Below are 23,191 nucleotides of genomic sequence, written 5' to 3'. Positions count from 1 at the left end.
GGATGTTCGCGTGTTCTTTGCTGCGCGCCAAGGGAAGTAGAGATCAGAAGATGAAGTTGAACGACTCCGTCCCGGGCGGGGGTGACGCGGCCGGTGACGGACACATGGTGTCGCGGCGCCGGTCCGGGACTCGTTGGGTCCGGTTGGGTGTTCCGACGGTGCTGTCGGTGGTGGCCCTCGCGTTGAGTGCGTGTGGCAGTTCGGCAACCGACGAGGCGGCCACCAGTGCCGAGTCCTGTGTGGACACCTCCGGCGACACGATCAAGGTCGGGTCGCTCAACTCGCTGTCGGGCACCATGGCGATCTCCGAGGTCACCGTGCGCGACTCCATCGCGCTCGCCGTGGAGGAGATCAACGCCGCGGGCGGCGTGATGGGCAAGCAGATCGAGGTCGTCGGCGAGGACGGCGCCTCCGAGCCCACCGTGTTCGCGGAGAAGGCCGAAAAGCTGATCAGCGCCGATTGTGTCGCAGCGGTTTTCGGTGGCTGGACGTCGTCGAGCCGTAAGGCGATGCTGCCGGTGTTCGAGGACAACGACGCCCTCCTGTACTACCCGGTGCAGTACGAAGGCCTCGAGTCGTCGGAGAACATCTTCTACACCGGCGCCACCACCAATCAGCAGATCGTCCCGGCGCTGGATTACCTGAAGGAACAGGGCGTCACGTCGCTGTACCTGGTCGGCAGCGACTACGTGTTCCCGCAGACCGCCAACCGCATCATCAAGGCGTACGCCGAGGCGAACGGGATGGAGATCAAGGGCGAGGACTACACGCCGCTCGGGTCGACCGACTTCTCCACCATCGTCAACAAGGTGCGGACCGCGGACGCGGACGCCGTGTTCAACACGCTCAACGGCGATTCCAACGTCGCGTTCTTCCGTGAGTACCGCAATGTCGGCCTGACCGCGCAGGACATGCCGGTCATCTCCGTCTCCATCGCGGAGGAGGAGGTCGGCGGAATCGGTGTCGGCAACATCGAAGGCCAGCTGACCGCCTGGGACTACTACCAGACGATCGACACGCCGGTGAACAACGAGTTCGTCGCGGCGTACAAGGCCCGCTACGGCGCCGACAAGCCGACGTCGGACCCGATGGAGGCCGCCTATGTGTCGGTCTACCTGTGGAAGAACACCGTCGAGAAGGCCGAATCCTTCGCGGTGCCGGACGTGCAGGAAGCCGCCGGCGGCGTCACCTTCGACGCACCGGAGGGACTGGTCACCATCGACGGCGACAACAACCACATCACCAAGACCGCCCGGATCGGCGAGATCCGTTCGGACGGACTGATCTACACCGTGTGGGACTCGGGTGAACCGATCGAGCCCGACCCGTACCTCGAGGGCTACGACTGGGCCGAAGGGCTGAGCGGCTGACCTGCTGAGGTGTTGAGCTGCTGAGGTGTTGAACTGCTGGGGATCTCCGAGGCGCCCGACCCGCCCGCCACGCTCCGGCGTGACGGGCGGGTCCGGGCCCGTCGGCGAGTTCGCAACAACAAGAATCGAGATCTGTCGTGGAAACCCTGATCGGGCAGACGTTCACCGGACTCAGTCTGGGATCGATCCTGCTGCTCGCAGCGCTGGGGCTGTCGCTGACCTTCGGTCAGATGGGCGTCATCAACATGGCGCACGGTTCGTTCATCATGGCCGGGTCCTACACCGCCTACACGGTGCAGCAGTACCTCGTCTCCAATGCCGATGTGTCCCTGCTCGTCTCGCTATTCGTCGGCTTCGTGGTCGGCGGACTGATGGGGGTCCTGCTCGAGGTCACGCTGATCCGCCGGATGTATCACCGCCCGTTGGACACGCTGCTGGTGACGTTCGGCGTCGGCCTGATCCTGCAGCAGGCGGCCCGGGACATCTTCGGCGCGCCCGCGGTCCGCGTGATCGCGCCCGGATGGCTCGACGGCGGTGTCGAGATCCTCGGCGCCGTGGTTCCCAAGACGCGGATCTTCATCATGGTGCTCGCGGTGATCTGCGTGATCGCGATCGCCGCGACGATGAAGTACACGTCGATGGGCAGGCGAATCCGCGCCGTGGTCCAGCATCGCGATCTGGCTGAGACGAGCGGCATCTCGAGTCGGCAGACCGACATCACCACCTTCTTCATCGGGTCCGGGCTCGCCGGTGTCGCCGGTGTCGCTCTCACCCTGATCGGCTCGACGAGCCCGAACACCGGGATGGCCTACCTGATCGACGCATTCCTCGTGGTCGTCATCGGCGGTCTCGGCCAGATCAAGGGCGCCGTGATCGCGGCCGTGGCGCTCGGCCTGCTCAACTCGTTCATCGAGTACTCCACCACCGCATCGGTGGCGAAAGTGATCGTGTTCGTGCTCATCGTGATCTTCCTGCAGATCCGTCCGCAGGGGCTGTTCACGGTCCAGTCGAGGAGCCTGGTGTGAGAGACTACTTCGCCAACAGTTGGAAAACCTACGCGGGCTTCGGAATTGCCGCGATCATGCTCTTCGCGGTGGCACCCGCGGTCCTGTCCGACTTCCGGCTGAGCCTGCTCGGCAAGTTCCTGTGCTTCGGCATCGTCGCGGTGGGCATCGGATTGGCCTGGGGCCGTGGCGGAATGCTCACCCTGGGACAAGGAGTGTTCTTCGGACTCGGCGCCTACATCATGGCGATGCACCTGAAGATCGCCGACGCCGAACTGCGCGGCGACGACGTGCCCGACTTCATGCAGATCGCCGGCATCCGGGAACTGCCCGCCTACTGGCAGCCGTTCGCGTCCCCGGTGGTCACGATCCTCGGTATCGTCCTGATCCCCACGTTCGTCGCGGTGTTGCTCGGACTCGGCGTGTTCAAACGCAAGGTCAAGGGCGCCTACTTCGCCATCCTCTCCCAGGCACTGGCCGCGGCCTTCGCGATCCTGCTGGTGGGACAACAGACGATCGGCGGCAGCAACGGGCTCAACCGGTTCCGCAGCTTCTTCGGGTTGGCACTCAACGATCCCGTCAACCGGCGACTGCTGTTCTTCATCGCCGCCGCCACCCTGCTGGTGGTCGTGGCCATCACGCGCCAGCTGATGTACAGCCGCTACGGCGAACTGCTGGTGGCGGTGCGCGACCAGGAGGAGCGTGTCCGGTTCCTCGGCTACGACCCGGCCAACGTGAAGCTGGTGGCCTACGCCGTTGCGGCACTGTTCGCGAGCATCGCCGGAGCGTTGTTCGTGCCGATCGTCGGCATCATCTCGCCGGCCGACGTGGGGATCGTCCCGTCGATCGCGTTCCTGATCGGAGTCGCGATCGGTGGCCGGACCACGCTGCTGGGTCCGGTGCTGGGTGCGATCGCCGTCGCCTGGGCGCAGACCAGTCTCTCGGAGAACTTCCCGTCCGGATGGGTGTACGCGCAGGGCATCTTGTTCATCGTCGTGGTCGGCTTCTTCCCGGCCGGACTCGCCGGGCTCGGGGCACTGCTGCGACGGCGACGACGCCCGCCCGCCGATCCCGACTCCACCCGGACGACCGACGTCGCGGTCGCGACCACGTCGACAGGAGTGTCGTCATGACCCAGGTGCAATCGCCCGCCGCCGGCAAAGCGGGAATGTCCAGCGACTATCTGGAGGTGCGCGGGCTGTCGGTGGAGTTCGACGGCTTCAAGGCGGTCTCCGACGTCGACCTCACCCTGCTGCAGGGCGATCTCCGCTTCCTCATCGGACCCAACGGTGCGGGCAAGACGACCATCATCGACGCCATCACCGGCCTGGTGCCCGCCACCGGCTCGGTGCAGAAGTCGGGTACCGAACTCCTCGGCAAGAAGGTGCACCAGATCGCCCGGCAGGGCGTCGGCCGGACGTTCCAGACCGCCAGTGTGTTCGAGGAACTCACCGTGCTGCAGAACCTCGACATCGCGGCCGGGGCCGGGCGCTCGATGTGGACGATGCTGCGCCGCCGTCCCGCCGCCGTCCCCGAGGCCATCGAGGAGGCGCTGGAGACCATCGGCCTCGCGGACCTGCGCGACCGGCCGGCCGGGGTGCTGGCGCACGGCCAGAAGCAGTGGCTCGAGATCGGCATGTTGCTGGTACAGGACGCGTCGGTGCTGCTGCTGGACGAACCGGTGGCCGGGATGAGCCACGAGGAACGCGAGGAGACCGGTGCGCTGCTGCGGCGGATCGGTGCCGCCCGGACGGTCGTCGTCGTCGAACACGACATGGACTTCATGCGGTCCTACGCCACGTCGGTGACGGTGCTGGCGCGGGGGAAGGTCCTCGCCGAGGGCACGGTCGCCGAGGTGCAGGCGAACCCGAAGGTCCAAGAGGTGTACCTGGGCACGACGGCCGCCGCCGACATGGACCACGAGACGGCAGGGTCTGCGGACCCGGCGCGAGACGGGGAGTGACGCGATGCTGGAGATGGCAGGCGTGCATGCCGGCTATGGACGCACCGAGGTGGTGCACGGGGTGGACCTCGAGGTGCCGGCCGACGGCGTGGCCGCGGTGATGGGACACAACGGCGCAGGCAAGACCACCCTGCTCCGGGCCGCCGTCGGGCTGGTGAAGACGACGAAGGGAACCATCACCTTCGACGGTGTCGACATCACCGGGATGCGCCCGAGCGCGCGCGTCAAACGCGGCCTCGCCTACGTGCCGCAAGGGCAACAGAGCTTCGGCCACCTGACGACCGCGGAGAACCTCCAGGTCGTCGCGGACGGCCGGAAACGAGGCAAGGCGCTGATCGACGAGATGCTCGATCTCTTCCCGGGGCTGAAAGACCTGCTCGACCGTCGCGCCGGTCTGCTGTCGGGCGGTCAGCGGCAGCAGCTGGCGATTGCCCGGGCGCTGATCACCGAGCCGCGGATGCTGATTCTCGACGAGCCGACCGAGGGCATCCAGCCGTCGGTGGTCGCCGAGATCGAGAACACGATCACCGAACTGACCTCGCGCGGCGGTCTCGGAGTGCTCCTGGTGGAGCAGCACATCGGTTTCGCGCTGCAGGCCGCCCAGCGCTATTACGTCCTCGAGAGCGGCCGTGTCACATCGTCCGGCGAGGGCGGGGATTCGGCAGAAGCCACGGTCCGCGACGCCATGACCATCTGACCCGTCCGCTCTGTGTGTCCCATCACAAATCGGGGCATGTCGCTACCGAATCCGTAACGATGACGATGAGATCATCGATGTACACACATGACTGGCACTACCTGGTCGTAGTCGTCGATCCGGCCGAGTGTGGCGCAGACAACGTCTGTTGAACGCGCTATATCGCTTGGTACCGAATCGGCGAACCGACTACAGTAAGCCAAAGATCGAGTCCGAGGTAGCAATTCAGGGAAGTGATTGGTCATGAGGTTGTCCAATTCATCCTCCGGTCCACGCCGCAACTCGATGCTGAGTTCGATCACCGTGCGCTTCGGTCGAGCGCGACCCGCGCGGATGTTCCCTGCCGAGGCGGAACGCCTCGTGACGCCCGCCGAGTTGCGGCGGCTGCAATCCTGAACTGATCCGACGATCAGGGCTCATTCGGTGGCGACCCGAGCGGCCTGACCGCCGATCTCCACCACGTCTCCCGACACCAGCTGCCGACCACGCCGCGTCTCCACGTCCCCGTTGACGGACACGAGGCCGTCGGCGATCACACTCTTGGCCTCGGCGCCCGAGTCGATGAGATTCGCCAGCTTCAAGAACTGACCGAGCCGGATCGAGTCGTCGCGAATGGGCACATCATCGATGTCCGTGCCGTCCATTGCTCACATCTTGCCCAACCAACGCAGATTCGGCGAGCGCGGACCTTAACGTTTAGCCATGACGTTGGACATCACGCGGACCCCGGGCCTCGACGACGACGCGGTCACCCCTGAGCGGACGCCGTCGGCCGCATCCCGGCGTTCCCGTGACCTCCTCGACCGCATCCGTGCACCGCGGGGATTCGGGCGGGCCGCTCCCCGGGTCGCCGGGACCGTCCTCGGAGTCATGGCGACGATCTCCCTGCTGTCGAGTCTGTTCCCGTTCTTCCGCCATCTGATCCACGTCCCGCGCGACTACATCGACACCTTCATCGTCACCCTCCCCGACACCAGCTTCGCGTGGGCGTTCGTGCTGGCGCTGATCGCGTTCGCGATGTCGATGCGCAAACGGATCGCCTGGTGGATCTGCGTCATCTACCTCACGCTGTTCGTGCTGAGCAACGCTCTGTACCTGGTGCCGGCGCTCGCCGACGACCTGGCGGTGACCAGCAACGACCGGATCAACCTGTGGATCGGCATCACGATCCAACTCCTGGCGCTGGCCTACCTGATCCTCACCTACCGGCAGTTCCACACCCGGGTTCGCAAGGGGGCGCTGTTGCGAGCGTTCGGCGTCCTGATCGCCGGACTCGTCGTCAGCTCCCTGCTGGGCTGGGCACTGGTCTGGCTGTTCCCGCACACCCTCACCCGCAGCGATCGTCTGCCTTATGCGATCAACCGGGTCGCGGCGTTCGGCTCGGTCGATTCCGAGGCGGCGTTCGACGGCCGCCACGCACTCGCGCCGGTGAACGGACTGCTGGGACTCTTCGGGGCGCTGGCGCTGATCGCCGCGGCGATGGTCCTGTTCCGGTCGGTCCGGTTGAAGTCGTTGATCACCGCCGACGACGAGCGGCTCATCCGCGCGCTCATCACCCGGTTCAACGACGACGACTCGTTGGCCTACTTCTCCACCCGGCGCGACAAGGCCGTGGTGTTCTCCCCGGACGGCCGCGCCGCGGTCACCTACCGGGTCGAGGTCGGTGTCGGCATGGCGGGCGGTGACCCCATCGGCGACCCGGAATCCTGGGATGACGCGATCGCCGAATTCCTCACGCTGTGCGAACGCTACGGGTGGCATCCGGCCGCGATGGGCCCCAGTAGCCGCGGTGCCGCCGCCTATGACGCCGCCGGGTTCGGTTCACTCAACATCGGCGACGAGGCCATCATCCCGACCCGCAACTTCAGCCTGTCCGGTCCGGCGATGCGCGGGGTCCGGCAGGCCGTCACCCGCACCCGGCGTGCGGGGGTCGATGTGCGCATCCGACGGCACTCGGAGATCTCGACAAGCTCGATCGACGGGAAGCCATCGGAGATGGCCGAGATGATCGCCCGCGCCGACTCGTGGCGCGACACCGACGAGGAGCGTGGTTTCGCCATGGCGCTGGGTCGGCTCGGTGATCCGCTCGACGGCAACTGCCTACTCGTGGAGGCCGTCGAGAATCTGGGCACGGAGAACGAGAAGGTCGTCGGCATGCTGTCGTTCGTCCCCTGGGGCCGGACCGGCGTGTCCCTGGACGTGATGCGCCGTGACCGCGCCGCGGTCAACGGGGTCGTCGAGACGATGGTGACCGAACTGGCCCGCAACTCCGAACAGTTCGGCGTCACCGAGATCTCCCTCAACTTCGCGGCGTTCCGGGCGTTCTTCGAGCACGGCGCCGACATCGGTGCCGGACCGGTCATGCGAGCGACGTACTCGGTCCTCATGTTCGGGTCGCGGTTCTTCCAGATGGAGTCGCTATACAAGTCGAACGCCAAATACCGGCCGGACTGGCAACCCCGCTACCTGTGTTTCGAGGACAACCGCATGATCGCCCGGGTGGGTCTGGCGGCCATCGTCACCGAGGGATTCGTGCGGCTGCCGCGAGTCGGCCGCGCACAGCAGTACACGCAGGGCCGGCCCGCGATCCCCGCCGGAGTGGACGTCGATGCGTTGATCGCGGAGTTCGACGAGGAGGCGGAGGGCACCGAGGTCGTCGTGCACCGTCCCGAGCAGGTACGCGTGCGGGTGGCCAAGATGGAACATCTCGTCGCCGAGGGCTTCGACCCCTATCCGCCCGCCGATCCGCCGACGCACACGATCGCGCAGGCGGTGGCGTCGCCGGAGGGGACGACGGTGACGATCGCCGGGCGCGTGACCCGGCTGCGTGACTTCGGCAAGGTGGCGTTCGCCGACGTCCACGACTGGTCCGGCGAGGTCCAGATGCTCGTCGAGGAAGCCCGGGTGATCCCCGGCACCCCCGACTTCGGCGCCGACGTCGACCTCGGGGATCTGATCGAGGCGCGTGGCGTGGTCGGACGAAGCCGGTCGGGTGAGTTGTCGATCCTCATCGACGCCTGGCGATTCAACGGAAAATGCCTGCGGCCGTTGCCGGACAAGTGGAGTGGCCTCACCGACCCGGAGGCGCGCGTCCGGCAACGGTACGTCGACCTCGCCGTCAACGCCCGCACGCGCGATCTGCTGGCCACCCGCAGCCTGGTGGTGAAGTCGTTGCGGGACTTCCTGTCCGACCGTGGCTACCTCGAGGTGGAGACCCCGATCCTGCAGCAGATCCACGGCGGCGCCAACGCCACCCCGTTCCAGACCCACATCAACGCATACGATCTCGATCTGTATCTGCGGATCGCGCCTGAGCTCTACCTCAAGCGGCTCTGCGTCGGCGGCGTGGAGAAGGTGTTCGAGATCGGCCGCAACTTCCGCAACGAAGGTGTCGACTTCAGCCACAACCCTGAGTTCACCAGTCTGGAAGCCTATGAGGCGCACAGTGATTACCTGAAGATGCTCGACCTCACCCGCGAGATGATCCAGCACGCCGCCACCGCAGCCTACGGTGCTCCCGTCATCGTCCGCACCGACGACGACGGAAACGAAGAGCGCGTGGACATCTCGGGGGAGTGGCCGGTCAAGACGGTGCACGAGGTGGTGTCGGAGGGGGCCGGCGAGGAGATCACGCCCGAGACCCCGGTCGAGACGTTGCGGGCGATCTGTGACCGGCTCGAGATCGCGCACCGGCCCGACTGGGATGCCGGCCAGGTGGTGCTCGAACTGTACGAACACCTCGGCGAGGACCGGACCACGTTCCCCACCTTCTACACGAACTTCCCCACCTCGACGTCGCCGCTGACGCGTGCACACCGGTCCATCCCCGGCGTCGCCGAACGGTGGGATCTGGTCGCGTGGGGTGTGGAGCTCGGAACCGCGTACACCGAACTGACCGACCCCGTCGAACAGCGCCGGCGATTGACCGCACAGTCGGTTCTCGCGGCGGGTGGCGACCCAGAGGCGATGGAACTCGACGAGGACTTCCTGCAGGCCCTCGAGTACGCGATGCCCCCGACCGGCGGTCTCGGCGTGGGCGTCGACCGGGTCGTCATGCTGATCACCGGGCAGTCGATCCGGGAGTCGTTGGCGTTCCCGCTGGCCAAGCCGCAGGGCTTCTGAGCCCGGTGACGCCCGGACAGGGGATCGACGGGCCGCCGGGAGTCCTCACCACCGTCGGCGGACGCCGCCTGCATGTGGTGGACGAGGGAGCAGGCCCGCCATTGTTGCTGATGGCTGCACTGGGCAGCAGTTGGTGGGATCTCGATCCGCTGGCCTCGCGGTTGGCGGCCGGCGGGTGGCGGGTGATCCGCTATGACCGCCCGGGCTACGGACTGTCCGATCCGCCCGGTCGCGGCGAACATCCGACCCTGCTCGGTGAGGTCGACCGGATGGCCGCGGTGCTCGACACCGCCGGGGTGCAGACCCCCGCGGCCGTGGTCGGGCACTCGCTGGCGTCGCTGTACGTCGAGGCCTTCGGCCGGGTCCATCCGGATCGCACGGCTGCACTCGTCGTGATCGACGGCTCGTTCTCGATGACCCCGGTGCATCTGGTGCCGCGGGCATGGTCGGTGTGGGCGGCGAGGTGGTTGTCCGACCACGCGCAGGCGATCTGCGTGTGGCTGGGTGTCGACAGATGGCCGCGGGAGCGGGTCTGGCGGCTGGTGGTTCCGCCTCCTCCCGAGGGCTTCACCGCCGACCATCACAGGTGGGTCGGTCAGCTGTTCGGGCGGGCGCCGTTCCTGGCGGCGCTGGTGGCCGAGAACGCCATGTTCGGCGCGATGGACCGCACGCTGCGCCGGCTGCGGCACACAAATCCGCTTCCGGCGGTGCCGAGCCGGGTGATCGTGGCCGCCCCACGGACACCGGGGTGGCGGCAGTTCTGGGAATGGAAGCAGCGGCGGTACGCCGCGCTGCTGGGAGCCGACGTCGACGTCATCCCGCGGGCACGGCACTTCGTGGTGTCGCAGCGGCCCGACGAGGTGGCGGTTGCCATCGACGCGCTGGCGGTCGGGTAGTGGGTACCAGCCCTCGAAAGCGGATAAGTGTGGCTCGCCGTCACACCTAAACGGCCACTGCCTAGACTGGGCGCATGAGCGATCCGACCTTCACGCCGACCGCCGACCTCGTCGACGAGATCGGCGACCTCGTCCGCAGCTGCGACACCCAGTTCACCCAGTACGGCGGGAACCGCGAGTTCGTGGGCCGCGTGACCACCGTCAAATGCTTCCAGGACAACGCCCTGCTCAAGTCGATCCTGGGCGAATCCAACCCCGGTGGCGTGCTCGTGGTCGACGGCGCGGAATCGGTGCACACGGCCCTGGTCGGCGACCTCATCGCCGAACTCGGCCGGTCCAACGGCTGGGTCGGGATCATCGTCAACGGCGCCATCCGCGACGCGAAGGCGATCGGGGAGATGGAGCTCGGTGTCAAGGCCCTGGGCACCAACCCGCGCAAGTCCACCAAGACCGGCGTCGGAGAGCGCGACATCGCGCTGACCATCGGCGGCGAGACGTTCCACCCCGGCGACCTCGTCTACTCCGACGACGACGGCATCGTGATCGTCACGGAATCAGAAGCAGAGCCCGACACCGCCGCTTCCGACGCCGCCGCTGCCGAGAGCTGAGGACCACCATGCCGAAACCCACTTCCGAGTACTTCGCGCGGCTCGCCGCCCTCATCGCGATCGACGACGTCGAGGCGCGTCCCACCCGTCCCGTCCTCGAGGCGTTCAGCGGCGTCGAGATGGCGACCATCCCGGTCGGCACCGCCGACGATCTCGAGACCGCGGTCGCCCGCGCCCGGACCGCCCAGGAGGGGTGGGCCAAGCAGACCCCACAGCAGCGCGCCGAGGTGCTCGACCGCTTCTCCGACCTCGTCTACCGCAACGCCGCCGAGCTGATGGACATCGCCCAGGCCGAAACGGGTAAGGCGCGGATCTACGCGCAGGAAGAGGTCATGGACGTCGCGCTCACGGCGCGGCACTACGCGACGACCGGCCCGAAGACCCTCGCGGAGCGCAAGGTCAAGGGCATGCTGCCGGGCGCCACCAGCGTCCGCGTGCGGTATCAGCCCAAGGGTGTCGTCGGCGTGATCAGCCCGTGGAACTACCCGCTCACCCTGGCCGTGTCCGACGCGGTCGCCGCGTTGCTCGCCGGCAACGGCGTCGTCGTCAAGCCCGACAGCCAGACGCCCTACTGCGCGTTGGCCGTTGCCGAGCTGCTCTATGAGGCTGGGCTCCCGCTCGACCTGTTCGCCGTCGTCCCGGGACCGGGAAGTGTTGTCGGTCAGGCGATCGTCGCCACCACCGACTACGTGATGTTCACCGGGTCGTCGGCGACCGGGGCGACCTTGGCCGAGCAGGCCGGACGCCGGCTCATCGGGTTCTCCGCGGAACTCGGCGGCAAGAACCCGATGATCGTGACCGCCAAGGCCGACATCGACCGGGCCGTCGAAGGTGCTGCCCGAGCCTGCTATTCGAACTCCGGTCAGCTGTGCATCTCCATCGAACGGCTCTACGTCGACAAGGAGATCGCCGACGAGTTCACCACGAAGTTCGCCGCCTTCGTCTCGGCGATGACGCTCGACGCCACCTACGACTTCTCCGCCGACATGGGCTCGCTCGCATCGGCGGCGCAGGTCGACACCGCCGATGCCCATGTGCGCGACGCGGTCGACAAGGGTGCGAGAGTGGTCGCCGGTGGGCGACGACGCGCCGACCTCGGACCGTTCTTCTTCGAGCCCACCGTCCTCACCGACGTCACCGACGAGATGACCTGCTACGCCGACGAGACCTTCGGGCCGGTCGTCTCCATCTACCCGGTCGACTCCACCGACGAGGCCATCAAGCTGGCCAACCAGACGCAGTACGGACTCAACGCATGCGTCTTCGCCGGCAGCAGCGCCGAGGCCAACGAGGTCGCCGACCAACTGCGGGCCGGCACGGTCAACATCAACGAGGGCTATGCCGCCGCGTGGGGCTCCACCGCCGCACCGATGGGCGGCATGGGCATCTCCGGTGTCGGCCGCCGCCACGGCGAGGAAGGCCTGCTCAAGTACACCGAGCCGCAGACCGTCGCCGAGCAGCGCTTCATCGGGATCGACCGTGCACCCGGGATTCCGCAGGGCATCTATCGTGCGGTCACGCCGTACGCCGTGCGTGCGTTGAAGTACCTGCCCGGCCGCTGACCCGAGGCGGTTCACGGGCGGTTTCGGCGACGCGGCCCCTGTGATCCGGGTTACGGTGGGCGGCGTGACACGACGACGCTTGCGTCCCCACATGATTCGTCTGGCCGTGATCGCCGCGACTGTCGGCGCCCTCATCGCAGGGTTCGGCGCACCGGGACCAGCGGGAGCAGCGCCTCCCCTGACCGTGACCCCGGTGGCGAGCAACCTCGACCGTCCGTGGGACATCGAGGTGGCGCCCGACGGCACCCTCCTCACCGGTGAACGGTCCGGAAGATTCGTCGCGGTCCTGCCCGGCGGTGCGCAGCGGACCATTCGGGCCGACCTCTCGGACCTCTTCGTGGCCGGTGAGTCCGGACTGATGGGTCTCGCCCTGGACCGACGCTTCGCCGAGAACCGGCGCGTCTACTCGTGTCAGGCCGAGGCGACGTCGGGTGCAGCGGTGAGCGTGCCCGGCTCGGTCGGCAGCCTGCCGTTGCCGTGGCCCAACACCGGTCAGGTGATCAACATCGTCGCGTGGCGGGTGAACGAGAACTGGTCGCAGATGACCCGCGAACGCACGGTCCTCACCGGAATCCCGCTGAGAGCGAATGGACGTCACGGCGGGTGCGGATTGACCGCCGCACCCGACGGCACGCTCTGGGTCGGCACCGGCGACAACGCAATCCCCACGAATCCGCAGGATCGGAACTCGCTGGGTGGCAAGGTCCTCCACATCAACACGAACGGCAGTCCGGCGGCGGGCAACCCGAATCCGCGCAGTCCGATCTACACCCTGGGGCACCGCAACGTGCAGGGCGTCGCGATCCAGGCCGGATCCGGTCGGGTCTATGCGATCGAGCAGGGCACCGATCGCGACGACGAGCTCAACCTGCTGCGCGCCGGCGCCAACTACGGCTACAAGCCGGACCGGTTGCCGATCATCTACGACGAGTCCGTACCGATGACCGATCCCGTTCGAGTCCCCGGGGCTGTCGGAGCGGTGTGGTCGTCGGGCGAACCGACGATCGCGACGCCGGCCCTGGCGTTCCTCCCGTCGAGCGGTTGGGGGGCGCTCAACGGGGCCGTCGTCATCTCCTCCCAACAGGGCAAGCGACTGGTCTTCATCACCCTGAACGAGGCCGGCAACCGGGTGGTCACCACCAGCGACGCCCTCGCCGACATGCACGGCCGGCTGCGTGCGCTGGCCGTCGACTCGGATGGTTCCCTGCTCGTCGGGACCGACAACGGCGACGACAGCATCCTGCGCGTGCGGCCGGCCGGCTGAGCGCATGTGCGACGACGAGATCGTCCGGCATGCCCACCAGGAAGCCCGGCGCTTCTCGCGCCGGACCGCCTTGAGATTGGCGGCCGGAACCGCGGCCGGGACCGCCGGCGCGGTGGCCATCGGCGCCGCATCCGATGCCGTGGCGGCACCGTCGCGCCAGCGCGTCGTCGACCTCACGCACGTGCTGTCGTCGGCGTTCCCCCGTTGGCCGGGAAACGCGCCGGTGGTGTCGATCCCGACTTCCCGCGTGGGACCGGGCAATCGCGGCTACGCGACCCGGTGGATGTCGTTTCCAGAGCACTCGGGCACACACGTCGACGCGCCTGCGCACAAGATCGGTGACGGCATCACCGTCGAGCGCATCGCGGCGCAGGACCTTGTCGCACCGCTTGCGGTGATCAGCATCGCGGCCCGAGCGAAAGGGGATCGACGCGCGACCCTGACCGAACGGGACGTGGCTGCCTACGAGTCCGACAACGGGCGGATACCCCGTGGCGCGATCGTCGCGCTGCACAGCGGATGGCAGCCGCAGACCGGCGGCGCCGACGCCCCGGGCTTCGATCCCGACGTCGTGCACATGCTGGTCGCCGAACGCGGCGTGGTCGCGGTCGGCACCGACACCCTCAGCGTGGACATCCAGGGGTCGGTCGGCGCGCACACCGCCATCCTGGGCGCGGGACGGTACGCCGTCGAGGCGATGGCGAACCTGTCGTCGGTGCCTGCATCGGGCGCGACGGTGATGGTGGGCGCACCCCGCTTCGCCGGTGGAACCGGTGGCCCGGCGCGCGTGCTCGCGCTCGTGTGATCCGCCGAACCTCGGGGCGAGGGTAGGTGCGGCCCGGAATCTGCGCGGCGTTCACAGGGTTCTCCCAGCCGGCGTCCAGCGTCGCGGGAGGGCCGGGGCCCAGTGTGGGATCACCACATCCGACACAGGAGGACCCGAATGACCACCGCGCTAGAACGACGGGGGCTGGAGCGCCCGGGTGCATCGACACCCGGGGAACCGCCGCCACCTCCGACAACCCGTTGGGGCCGGCGCCGGGCCGGGACGCCGCGGCCGCGACGAGCCGTCCGATGGAGCCCGTATGCGCTGACCGCGCTGCTCGTGTCCACCGCGGTGCTGTATCTGTGGAATCTCGCGGCCAGCGGCTACGCCAACACGTTCTATGCGGCGGCGGCGCAGGCGGGCTCGCAGAGCTGGACCGCGTGGTTCTTCGGATCGCTCGACTCCGCCAACTTCATCACCGTCGACAAACCCCCGGCCTCGCTGTGGGTGACCGGGATGTCGGTGCGGCTGTTCGGGATGAACAGCTGGGCCGTGCTGGTGCCGCAAGCGCTGACGGGCGTGGCCGCCGTCGCGCTGCTGTACTGCGCGATGCGCCGCACCTTCGCCGATCCGCGCCAGGGCACGGTCGCCGGGCTGATCGCGGGAGGTGTGCTCGCCTTCACCCCCGCGGCGGCGCTCATGTTCCGGTTCAACAACCCGGACGCACTGCTGGTGCTGCTGATGGTCGCGGCCGGCTATGCCCTGATCCGCGCGATCGGCACCAACTCGGGTCGATGGTTGGCGCTCGTCGGTGTCGCGCTGGGCTTCGCATTCCTCACCAAGATGCTGCAGGGCCTGTTGGTGCTGCCCGCCTTCGGATTGGCCTACCTGGTGTTCGCGAACAACGGCTGGCCCAGGCGTATCGGTCATCTGATCGGTGCGACCGCGGCGCTGATCGTGTCGGCGGGCTGGTTCGTCCTCGCGACGATCCTGGTGCCCGCATCGGCGCGGCCGTACATCGGCGGCTCCACCGACAACACCTTCATGGACCTCGTGTGGGGCTACAACGGCGTCGGCCGCATCAGCGGCGGGTCCGGCGGCGGAGGCGGCATGGGTGGCGGCCAGGCGGGCGGCTCGTTCGGCGGCTCGACCGGACTCAACCGACTGTTCAGCTCCGAGATGGGTAACGAGATCTCCTGGCTGCTCCCGGTTGCGTTGCTCGCCTTGGTGTTCGCGGCCTACCTGATGGTCCGCAGCTTCCCGATCTTCCGATCGACCGGCGGTATCAGCCGCGTCGAAGGCGGAGCTGTGATGGCCTGGGGAGGCTGGCTCCTGATCACCGGACTCATCTTCAGCTTCATGAGCGGCACCATCCACCCGTACTACACGGTGGCGTTGGCGCCCGCCGTCGCCGCACTCGTCGGCATGGGCAGCGTGTTCGCCTGGCGGCGTCGCGACCATTGGGACGGACGTCTCGCCCTGGCCGGAATGATCGGCCTGGCTGCCGGCTGGTCCATCGTGCTGTTGAACCGCAACGACTTCGGGCCCGTATGGTGCCGCTGGCTGATCGGCGCGGTCGCCGTGATCAGCGTCGTCGCCCTGCTGGTCGGCAGTGTGATGGCGTGGCGCAAGGTGGTCGCCGCTGCCGTGATCGCCGGTGCGCTCGCCGGATTCGGTGGCACCGCTGCCTTCTCGATCGCGACGGCCGCGACCCCGCACAGCGGGTCCATCCCGAATGCGGTGGCGACCTCGATGGAATCCGGTGGCATGGGCGGGCCCGGAGGCGGTGGACCGGGCGGCGCCGGCGGACCAGGCGGTGCAGCTCCAGACGGTGCAACCCAGGACGGTGCCCGCGGCGGCGGGGGCCCCGGAGGTATGGGTGGTGACATCTCGTCGAACACCGAACTCGTCGAGCTCCTGAGGGCCGCGGACACGACATGGGCGGCCGCCACCAACGGCTCGCAGTCGGCGGCGGGCATCGAGATCGCCACCGGCCAGGCGGTGATGGCGATCGGCGGGTGGAGTGGCGATCCGGCTCCCACCCTCCAGCAGTTCATCGACTACGTCGAGGCAGGCGATATCGCCTACTACATCGGCGGCGGTCAGGGCGGGCCCGGCGGCAACTCCGAGATCGCGGAATGGGTGGCACAGAACTACACCGCGACCACCGTCGGCGGGACCACCGTCTACGCCTTGAACTGACGGCAACCGAACCGACGTCGGATCCAGATCGCCCGCGACACACGGTCGCGGGCGATCTGCTCGTCGTCTCGTACCACTCGCTCGTGGGTGGCTCAGCGCCTTCGACGCAGGATCTCGGCGACCACGAGCAGCAGCAAACCGAACACTCCGGCCGCAACCATCGGCGCCGTGCGACTGCCGCCCGGCAACTCGGTCGGCGCGCCGGACCGTAGCTGCGCGAAAGTTGCCCGCTGTGCGTCGGATTCGGCCACCACGTCGACGACGGCCGGGGACGGTCGCGCGGAAGGTGCGCTCGGTGCCGTCGACGCGGGGCCGGACGGTCCGGTCGACGGGGACCGCTTGGTCGGGGGCTTGGTGGCACCCGGCTTCGACGACACCGGCCCGGACGCCACGTGCTTGGCCTCAGCGGATGGCGAATTCGTCTCGGCGGCAGGTGATTCGGGCGGTGTGGCGGGGGGCTTCGGGGCCTGGTTCCCGGCGACCTTTTTGGCTGGGGCCTTCTTCGCCGGGCCTTTCTTTGCCGGAGCCTTTTTACTCGCCTTCTTCGCCGGTGCAGCCTTTTTCGCAGCCGCCTTTTTCGCCGGGGCCTTCTTGGCTGCCGACTTCTTGGCGGGGGCCTTCCTTGCCGGGGCCTTCTTCGCAGGCATCTTCTCGGACGCCGGCTCGTCGGCTGCGCTCTCCGGGGCCGCCGGTTCCTGGGCCGGCGACTCCTGGCCTGCCGGCCCGTGGTTGGACGGTTCCTCGGCGGGGCCGGCTTCCGAAGTCTCGTCGGCCGGATCCGGGTTGCTCATGGTGCTCACGCTCCCTTGCGCGATGAATCCTGCACACCGAGTCGGGCGAGGATGTCGGCCTCGATGCCTTCGAGCTCTTTCTCGATCGATTGATGCGCGGTGCGGCGCTGCGACGACGGCATCGCCTCGGCGGCGTCGACGGCGATGGCGAGGTTGTCGAGTCGGGTCACCATCGCGGAGACGAATGCGGCGGAATCGTCGGACGAATCGTTGTTGCCGACCTTCTCGAGCGCGCTGCGCGTGGTGCTGATCCGCGCGGACAGGGTGGCGCCGTGGCCGGAGAACTGGCGCAGGACGTCCGGTGCGACGCCGGCGCGGCTCGCCTGGATCGCCGTGACACGGCCCCGTGCAGCGACCGCCGCGCGATACGCGATCGGCATCACGATCGGCGACAGCAGGCGAGCGACCGTCAGATACCGACGCACACTCGCCGGCGAATAGCGCTGCGCGTCGGCGGCGGCCTTCGCCTTGGCCTCGGTCGCCTTGGCGTCGGCCTTGGCGGCCTTCACCTGGGCCTTACCGCTCGCCTTCTCGTTCTTACGCTGCAGTTTGAGTTCCTTGCTGCGGAACTTGTGCTCGGCCTTCCGCCGCGACTTCTCCGACTTGCGCGCCTGCTTCGCGTCGAGCTTCGCCTCCAGCTTGGCCTTGGTCTTCAATGCTTTGGCCTCGGCTTTTCGCTGCGCGCGGGTCTTGCTGTCCGACGAGAACAATCCCATCTAGGACCTACCTCCTGTGTGGTGTCTCCTGCGCCCTGCCCGACCCGTGGCCGGGAAACGCCGTGCGGGCGTCGACTGCATCGGTACAAGCATTACATAGGCTCGACATGGGCGAACCCGCGTGAACCGGACAGGTCCCCGCGGATGGCAGGACGGCCCGGACGTGGTCGGGAAAGGACAGGCGAGTGACGACGGTGGTGCTGCACCCCCGTGATCTCGCGGGCTGCGAACACCGACTCGCGCTCGACAACGCTCACCCCGACATGGTGAGATCTCGCCCCGACACGCCGGAGGCGCAGCGCCGGAAGGCGGCTGCGGCCGACCACCGGGCGTCGGTTCGGGAACTGATCCGCGGATTACACAGCGATCAGCCGCCGGGCACCGTCGTGCTGATCGACCCCACCGGCGACCACGCGGCGCGTGTGGCGGCGACACAGGCGGCCTGTGCCGCGGGAGCCGACTGGATCTGGGGAGCGGCGTTGCCGACCGACCGGGTCGTCGGTCGTCGCGGCGACGTCGAACTGCTCATCCGCGACGGCGCCGGCTACGTGCCGGTGATCGTGGTGAACCACCGGGTCAGCTACCCGGCGAAGTCGGCCAACGGGCCGCGCAACGGCAACGCCGCCGGGGCAGTCACCAGTCCGATCTGGGGTTGGGCGCCGAGCGCCGACCCGACCCGCAGCAGCCGCAACCATCGTCGCGACCGCCTGCGCCTCGCCCAGATCACCGCGATGCTGCGTGACGCCGGTCTCGCAACATCCACCGATCCGGCCGAGCTCCGCGCCGGAGCCATCGGACTCGACGCCGACTGCATCGTCGTCCACGAGATGGCGTCGACACTCGAGGACTACCGTGACACGTTCACTCGCCGCCAGGCGATCGCCGACGGGCGCATCGCCACCACGCCGCGCCGAATAGGCGAGTGCCGAAGTTGTCCCTGGTGGTTTCGGTGCGGCCCGGAGCTCGAGGAACGTCGCGACGTCAGCCTGGTGGTCGGGGCACATCAGAGCGTCGTGCTGGCCGAGGCCGGCATCACGACGATCGACCAGCTCGCCCACTTCGACGGTCATCCGCCCGACGACTGGCCGCCCAACGCCCGGTTCGACGACGCGGTCCTCGCCGCGATCGCCTGGCTCACCGGCACCCCGCTGATCCGTCGTCTCGCCGAACCGACGGTCGCGCGCGCCGACGTCGAGGTCGACGTCGACATGGAGAGCTATGGGGAGCACGGCGCCTACCTGTGGGGCACCCTCCTCACCGACAACACCGATCCGGCGCGGGAGGTCCGCTACCGGGCGTTCGGGACATGGCATCCGCTGCCGACCCCGGACGAGGGCCGCTCCTTCGGCGAGTTCTGGACCTGGCTGAGCATCGAACGCGACGCCGCGCGCGCAGCAGGCAAGACGTTCGCCGCCTACTGCTACTCCCAGCAGGCGGAGAACCGTTGGCTACTCGGGTCGGCGGACCGTTTCGCCGGCACGCCCGGCGTGCCACCGCGCGCCGAGATCGAGGCCTTCATCGCGTCGGACGAATGGGTCGACATCTACGAAGCGGTGGGACGCAACTTCGTCTGCCCGAACGGCAAAGGCCTCAAGAAGGTTGCCCCGGTTGCGGGCTTCACCTGGCGCGACGCCGAAGCGGGCGGCGAGGCGTCGATGGACTGGTACCGCGATGCCGTCGGGCTCGGGGGTACCGCCCCGGACCCCACGCAACGTCGACGACTGCTCGAATACAACGAAGACGACGTCCGCGCGACCAAGGCTCTGCGCGAATGGATCACCGATCGCGCCGCGGTCGAGATCCCGTATCAGGACCAGATGCTCGCATTCCGCCGCGGAGGCGACTCACGAGCGGGACGAACGTAGGGCCTCCAGGAACGATCCGCTGCCGAGCAGTGCGACCGCACCGAGCAGCAGCAGTGCACCGGGCGCCAAACCCACGATGATGCGCCGGGCCGAAGCCAGCGCCGTGCCCGTCGAGACCGGTGGACCGGTGGCCGTCACCGCCTGAGTCGCGGTGGCCGATTCGGTCGGCGGGCCGCCGGGCCCCGGTGTCGCTGCTGAATCAGCGCGACTGCCGGCGGCATCGGACCCGGATGCGACGGTCGGCACGGTGGGGACCGGCGCCGGGACTGCGGCGACGGCAGGTGGCTGGACGGCAGGGGGCTGGACGGCAGGGGGTGGGTCGGCAGGTGGAGCCGACCGCGGCACGATGATCGCCGCCCCGCTGTCGGAATCGCCGCTGTCGGAATCGCTGCCGTCCGTATCCCCGCTGTCCCGATCTCTCGTCGATAGGCTGCCGGCGGTGGTCTCGTCGGACGTCGTCGTCCCGGTCGAGGGCGTCGAGCGCGTGCTGGTGGGCTCGCTCGTTCTGGGTGTGGTCGTCGTCGGTTGTGATGTCGTGGGTTCGGATGTCTCCGGGGGCGTTGTGGTCGAGGTCTTGGTCGACGGCTTCGTCGAGGGCTCGGAGGGTTCCGTGCTCTGGTCCTCGCCGTCGCCGTCGCCGTCGCCGACGTCCCCGCGATCTCCGTGGTCGTGATCGTGCCAATGGTGGTGATGCCGGTCGCCGGGTCTGCTGTGGCCGCGGTCGTCGTCTGCGCCGGGCGACGAAAACGCGACACCGGCGCCGACGGCGAACATCGCGACAATGGCGCTGATCATCGCGACTCCGCGACCCGCTCGGCGACGGCGTGCACCACGAGACGGAACACGATGTGTCATCGGACCCCCGGTTTGGTTACGTGGACACGAACGCTGGACATACTCGACCCCACTTGTTTATCCCCCGGCAACGTACGATTCGCCTTGCCGCATGTTGTTCACGATCGAGTGTGAACAATGCCACACTGGGTAATCGTTACATCGTTGGCACAGGTGATACGCATGCGCGATGGTGGTCGGGTACGTTCAGACGGAATGGAGCGTTGCATCCACGATGCACGCCGGTCTTTAATGTTTGCAAGTTCAAGCAGCTTTGAATTTGCCGGGGAGAAACAATGACTACACGAGGTGCGGAAATGCCTGTTGGCGGACGTCGAACCGAGGGTGGGACGGTCGACTCCGAGCAGACCGGAGCAGTGGATCCGGGTCTGTTCGCTCGACGCCTGGAAGAACTGTTTCGTACGGTGCCGGGTCCGAACGGTCGCGCCTACAGCGCCAAGGCGATCGCCGCACGATCCACCGAGCGCGGGTTCCGGCTCGGTGAGTCGTATCTGAGCCAGTTGCGCTCGGGTAAGGCGAAGTCGCCGTCGTTCCGGACCGTCGAGGGGATCGCGGCCGCGTTCGGTGTGGATGTGCACTACTTCCTCGAGGACCGTGCCGCCCAGCGCACTCGCGACGAGATCGACCTGATGCGTCTGCAGGCCGACACCAATGTCCAGCTCGCCGCGTTCCGGCTCGCCGGACTGTCGAGTGACTCGGTGACCATCGTCAACGAGTTGATCAAGGTGCTACGCGAGCAGCAGGGTCTGCCCAAGGATCCGCCGGACGTCATCGCGGCCGGTATCTCCGATGTTCCCGAGGACGCGCATCTGCGGGTCGTCGGCGGGCATCTGAACAACAACTGAGGTCTCCGGGCGTCGCACGCAGTCGAATCCATGCGAAGTCATCGTGTGCTGAGAGTGTTGTGCCGCGACACGCTCAAGGGCCTCGACCTCGATCTCCCGCTCGACGTCGCGCAGCTGTGTGACCGCTATGGCACACAGCGTGGCCGTCCGATCCGGTTGATCGCTCATCCGCTGCCGGTCGGCATGCCGAACGGCGTCTGGCTGGCCGCCGACGACGCGGACTATTTCTTCTATCAGGCCAACACATCGCCACTGCATCAGGACCAGATCGTCATCCACGAGTTCGGCCATCTCATCGCGGGGCATCAGATGCTCGGCGCGGTGTCCGCGTCCGCGCTGACCGCGCCGTCCGACGAGGACTCCGCCGCGGCGTTGCAGCGCACGTGCTACTCGGACGACCGCGAGTGGGAAGCGGAGATGCTGGCCTCGATGATCCTGACGTGGGCATCGGAGGCGGCTCACACGGTCGGCACGACGCCGGACAACGAAGGTCTGCGTGGCATCCAGCGGGTCCTCGGCGGCCACAAGGGGTGGCTGTAGGTGTCGTCGAGGGGGCCGGCGTGATCGTCGTCGGTGTACTCAACACGGTGGCGGCCGTGATCTTCGCCGCCGCACTGTGCTGGCGCCTGGAACAGATCCGCCGCGAGGGCGGCGGACTGCAATCGGTCGCGATGACCGTGGCGATCGCCGCACTCACATTGGCGTACGTGGTCTCCGGTGACGATGTGACCGCGGCGATCGACTCGGTGACGTTCGTCGGCGCCGCGCGGGTCCTCTTCTACGCGCTGCTCGCCCTCGGTGTCGCCGCCCTGATCGTCGTGTTCTTCTTCCCCGGACGGACGACGACGCGGGAACGCCGGGCGGGGATCGAGGCCGTACCGCTGGTGGTCGCCCTGCTCGGACTGCAGATCACCATGCTGGTCATCCCGACCGACCTGCGGACCGAGGGCTTGTCCGTGTGGACCGCCCGCAACATCGCCTACGCGCTGTTCGTGCTGATCGCCAGCGCCTACCTCACCTACGGGTTCGTGGCGTGTGTCCGCAGCATCCGTCAGTTCCTGCGGCTGGCGCAGGGTTACCTGAGGACGTCGCTGGGGCTGCTGCTGAGTGGCCTGGTGATGCTGACGGCCGGGACCGTGCTGCAGATCGTCTTCGTCATCGGATCGTCGACCCGGAGCTGGCATGTGCGGTGGCTGCTCGACGTCAGCGCGGTCCTGTCGGTCATCGGCGTGGTCCTGTTCTTGATCGGGATCAGTTATCCGATGCTGCGTGCGCGCTGGCACACGATCTCGGCGCGCCGACGGCATCGCCGCGACGTCGAGGCGCTCGCTCCGCTCTGGCAGCTGGTGACCGACGCCGTCCCCGAGGTGGTGCTTCCCGTCGGCGGCACACCGGCGCCGACGATGACATTGCATCGGCGCGTCGTCGAGATCCGCGACGCCCTCACCCAGCTCAGCCCGTACCTGACCGACGACTTCGCCGTCGTCGACGAGACAGCACGCGCCGAGATGCTGTGGGCGGCGGTAGAGGAGTACCAGGTGTCCGGCCGCCCGCGTGGTGCCGTCCGCGAATTGGTCCCCGGCGGGCCGGATCTCGCGGCCGACGCGGATCCGTTGCTCCGACTGTCGGCGGCCGTGGCCGAATTGGAAACGAGCTAGAGCCGGG

General features: G+C 68.1%; 21 protein-coding genes. 17 read left to right on the top strand and 4 right to left on the bottom strand.

Translation table 11 applies throughout. The features are described 5' to 3' along the window. Window positions 1-104 precede the first annotated feature (104 nt). The 5 genes from urtA (at window position 105) to urtE (ending at window position 5,034) form a co-directional block, all read left to right on the top strand. The gene (urtA, locus tag V1Y59_RS20895) at window positions 105-1,370 is read left to right on the top strand and encodes an urea ABC transporter substrate-binding protein (RefSeq protein ID WP_330506997.1); all 1,266 of its coding nucleotides are present in this window, start codon (window positions 105-107) and stop codon (window positions 1,368-1,370) included. A 137-nt stretch (window positions 1,371-1,507) separates the two neighbouring features. Further along, window positions 1,508-2,395: an urea ABC transporter permease subunit UrtB gene (gene urtB, locus V1Y59_RS20890; protein ID WP_330434383.1), complete on the top strand. Its 888-nt coding sequence runs from the start codon at window positions 1,508-1,510 to the stop codon at window positions 2,393-2,395. After that, complete coding sequence (gene urtC, locus V1Y59_RS20885; RefSeq protein WP_330434382.1) at window positions 2,392-3,507, top strand: urea ABC transporter permease subunit UrtC; 1,116 nt, start codon at window positions 2,392-2,394, stop codon at window positions 3,505-3,507. The genes urtB and urtC overlap by 4 nt, the downstream gene beginning before the upstream one ends. Beyond that, window positions 3,504-4,337, top strand: a complete 834-nt coding sequence (gene urtD, locus V1Y59_RS20880; RefSeq protein ID WP_330434380.1) for an urea ABC transporter ATP-binding protein UrtD — start codon at window positions 3,504-3,506, stop codon at window positions 4,335-4,337. The genes urtC and urtD overlap by 4 nt, the downstream gene beginning before the upstream one ends. A gap of 4 nt (window positions 4,338-4,341) precedes the next feature. Beyond that, on the top strand, window positions 4,342-5,034 hold the full coding sequence (gene urtE / locus V1Y59_RS20875; protein WP_330506961.1) for an urea ABC transporter ATP-binding subunit UrtE: 693 nt from the start codon (window positions 4,342-4,344) through the stop codon (window positions 5,032-5,034). 416 nt (window positions 5,035-5,450) lie between these two features. Here the strand turns inward: urtE and V1Y59_RS20870 are convergent, their stop codons facing one another. After that, window positions 5,451-5,678 (bottom strand): RNA-binding S4 domain-containing protein, encoded by a 228-nt coding sequence (locus V1Y59_RS20870; RefSeq protein WP_330506960.1) that lies wholly within the window; start codon window positions 5,676-5,678, stop codon window positions 5,451-5,453. Window positions 5,679-5,736: 58 nt separating this feature from the next. Between V1Y59_RS20870 and lysX the strand changes: the two genes are divergently transcribed. From lysX to V1Y59_RS20835, 7 genes are all read left to right on the top strand, one after another. Beyond that, window positions 5,737-9,156, top strand: a complete 3,420-nt coding sequence (gene lysX, locus V1Y59_RS20865; protein ID WP_330506959.1) for a bifunctional lysylphosphatidylglycerol synthetase/lysine--tRNA ligase LysX — start codon at window positions 5,737-5,739, stop codon at window positions 9,154-9,156. A gap of 5 nt (window positions 9,157-9,161) precedes the next feature. Beyond that, the gene (locus V1Y59_RS20860) at window positions 9,162-10,052 is read left to right on the top strand and encodes an alpha/beta hydrolase (protein WP_330506958.1); all 891 of its coding nucleotides are present in this window, start codon (window positions 9,162-9,164) and stop codon (window positions 10,050-10,052) included. Window positions 10,053-10,126: 74 nt separating this feature from the next. Then, on the top strand, window positions 10,127-10,660 hold the full coding sequence (gene rraA, locus V1Y59_RS20855) for a ribonuclease E activity regulator RraA (RefSeq protein ID WP_330506957.1): 534 nt from the start codon (window positions 10,127-10,129) through the stop codon (window positions 10,658-10,660). A gap of 8 nt (window positions 10,661-10,668) precedes the next feature. Continuing rightward, on the top strand, window positions 10,669-12,222 hold the full coding sequence (locus V1Y59_RS20850) for a succinic semialdehyde dehydrogenase (protein WP_330506956.1): 1,554 nt from the start codon (window positions 10,669-10,671) through the stop codon (window positions 12,220-12,222). Between the two features lie 91 nt (window positions 12,223-12,313). Beyond that, window positions 12,314-13,486 carry a PQQ-dependent sugar dehydrogenase gene (locus V1Y59_RS20845; RefSeq protein ID WP_431309251.1) on the top strand — a complete coding sequence of 391 codons (1,173 nt, stop codon included), beginning with the start codon at window positions 12,314-12,316 and terminating at the stop codon, window positions 13,484-13,486. Window positions 13,487-13,490: 4 nt separating this feature from the next. Continuing rightward, a complete protein-coding gene (locus V1Y59_RS20840) occupies window positions 13,491-14,291 on the top strand; it encodes a cyclase family protein (RefSeq protein ID WP_330506954.1) in 801 nt (266 codons plus the stop codon). Between the two features lie 138 nt (window positions 14,292-14,429). Further along, window positions 14,430-16,454 carry an ArnT family glycosyltransferase gene (locus tag V1Y59_RS20835; protein WP_330506953.1) on the top strand — a complete coding sequence of 675 codons (2,025 nt, stop codon included), beginning with the start codon at window positions 14,430-14,432 and terminating at the stop codon, window positions 16,452-16,454. A gap of 92 nt (window positions 16,455-16,546) precedes the next feature. On the opposite strand, the gene V1Y59_RS20830 is transcribed toward V1Y59_RS20835, so the two are convergent. Both V1Y59_RS20830 and V1Y59_RS20825 read right to left on the bottom strand, forming a co-directional pair. Further along, a complete protein-coding gene (locus V1Y59_RS20830; protein WP_330506952.1) occupies window positions 16,547-17,245 on the bottom strand; it encodes a hypothetical protein in 699 nt (232 codons plus the stop codon). 5 nt (window positions 17,246-17,250) lie between these two features. Then, entirely contained in the window at window positions 17,251-17,961 is a 711-nt protein-coding gene (locus V1Y59_RS20825; RefSeq protein ID WP_330434360.1) for a DUF6474 family protein, read from the bottom strand. A 185-nt stretch (window positions 17,962-18,146) separates the two neighbouring features. On the opposite strand from V1Y59_RS20825, the gene V1Y59_RS20820 reads away from it, so the two are divergent. Next, the gene (locus tag V1Y59_RS20820) at window positions 18,147-19,826 is read left to right on the top strand and encodes a TM0106 family RecB-like putative nuclease (protein WP_330506951.1); all 1,680 of its coding nucleotides are present in this window, start codon (window positions 18,147-18,149) and stop codon (window positions 19,824-19,826) included. Here V1Y59_RS20820 and V1Y59_RS20815 read toward each other — a convergent pair. Next, window positions 19,806-19,964, bottom strand: a complete 159-nt coding sequence (locus V1Y59_RS20815; RefSeq protein ID WP_330506950.1) for a hypothetical protein — start codon at window positions 19,962-19,964, stop codon at window positions 19,806-19,808. The genes V1Y59_RS20820 and V1Y59_RS20815 overlap by 21 nt on opposite strands. A gap of 13 nt (window positions 19,965-19,977) precedes the next feature. On the opposite strand from V1Y59_RS20815, the gene V1Y59_RS20810 reads away from it, so the two are divergent. The 4 genes from V1Y59_RS20810 to V1Y59_RS20795 all read left to right on the top strand — a co-directional run bounded on the left by V1Y59_RS20810 (window position 19,978) and on the right by V1Y59_RS20795 (window position 23,184). Beyond that, window positions 19,978-20,499 carry a hypothetical protein gene (locus V1Y59_RS20810; RefSeq protein WP_330506949.1) on the top strand — a complete coding sequence of 174 codons (522 nt, stop codon included), beginning with the start codon at window positions 19,978-19,980 and terminating at the stop codon, window positions 20,497-20,499. Window positions 20,500-20,956: 457 nt separating this feature from the next. Further along, a complete protein-coding gene (locus V1Y59_RS20805; RefSeq protein WP_330506948.1) occupies window positions 20,957-21,526 on the top strand; it encodes an XRE family transcriptional regulator in 570 nt (189 codons plus the stop codon). Window positions 21,527-21,556: 30 nt separating this feature from the next. Beyond that, window positions 21,557-22,066, top strand: coding sequence for a hypothetical protein (locus tag V1Y59_RS20800; protein ID WP_330506947.1), 510 nt, complete (start codon window positions 21,557-21,559; stop codon window positions 22,064-22,066). Next, a complete protein-coding gene (locus tag V1Y59_RS20795) occupies window positions 22,057-23,184 on the top strand; it encodes an MAB_1171c family putative transporter (protein ID WP_330506946.1) in 1,128 nt (375 codons plus the stop codon). The genes V1Y59_RS20800 and V1Y59_RS20795 overlap by 10 nt, the downstream gene beginning before the upstream one ends. Window positions 23,185-23,191 lie beyond the last annotated feature (7 nt).

It is taken from the genome of Gordonia prachuapensis (genome assembly GCF_036350515.1).
In the GTDB taxonomy this organism is placed as follows: domain Bacteria; phylum Actinomycetota; class Actinomycetes; order Mycobacteriales; family Mycobacteriaceae; genus Gordonia; species Gordonia prachuapensis.
Note: the sequence above shows the minus strand (reverse complement) of the source record. Positions and strands in the feature narration are given on the sequence as shown.

Excerpts from the sequence above, each read along its gene's own strand:
- urtE (WP_330506961.1), top strand. The coding sequence starts at position 4,342 with ATGCTGGAGATGGCAGGCGTGCATGCCGGCTATGGACGCACCGAGGTG.
- V1Y59_RS20825 (WP_330434360.1), bottom strand. The coding sequence starts at position 17,961 with ATGGGATTGTTCTCGTCGGACAGCAAGACCCGCGCGCAGCGAAAAGCC.
- V1Y59_RS20805 (WP_330506948.1), top strand. The coding sequence starts at position 20,957 with ATGACTACACGAGGTGCGGAAATGCCTGTTGGCGGACGTCGAACCGAG.
- V1Y59_RS20830 (WP_330506952.1), bottom strand. The coding sequence starts at position 17,245 with ATGAGCAACCCGGATCCGGCCGACGAGACTTCGGAAGCCGGCCCCGCC.
- V1Y59_RS20835 (WP_330506953.1), top strand. The coding sequence starts at position 14,430 with ATGACCACCGCGCTAGAACGACGGGGGCTGGAGCGCCCGGGTGCATCG.
- V1Y59_RS20840 (WP_330506954.1), top strand. The coding sequence starts at position 13,491 with ATGTGCGACGACGAGATCGTCCGGCATGCCCACCAGGAAGCCCGGCGC.
- V1Y59_RS20800 (WP_330506947.1), top strand. The coding sequence starts at position 21,557 with ATGCGAAGTCATCGTGTGCTGAGAGTGTTGTGCCGCGACACGCTCAAG.
- lysX (WP_330506959.1), top strand. The coding sequence starts at position 5,737 with ATGACGTTGGACATCACGCGGACCCCGGGCCTCGACGACGACGCGGTC.
- urtA (WP_330506997.1), top strand. The coding sequence starts at position 105 with ATGGTGTCGCGGCGCCGGTCCGGGACTCGTTGGGTCCGGTTGGGTGTT.
- V1Y59_RS20870 (WP_330506960.1), bottom strand. The coding sequence starts at position 5,678 with ATGGACGGCACGGACATCGATGATGTGCCCATTCGCGACGACTCGATC.
- V1Y59_RS20845 (WP_431309251.1), top strand. The coding sequence starts at position 12,314 with ATGATTCGTCTGGCCGTGATCGCCGCGACTGTCGGCGCCCTCATCGCA.
- rraA (WP_330506957.1), top strand. The coding sequence starts at position 10,127 with ATGAGCGATCCGACCTTCACGCCGACCGCCGACCTCGTCGACGAGATC.
- V1Y59_RS20850 (WP_330506956.1), top strand. The coding sequence starts at position 10,669 with ATGCCGAAACCCACTTCCGAGTACTTCGCGCGGCTCGCCGCCCTCATC.
- urtD (WP_330434380.1), top strand. The coding sequence starts at position 3,504 with ATGACCCAGGTGCAATCGCCCGCCGCCGGCAAAGCGGGAATGTCCAGC.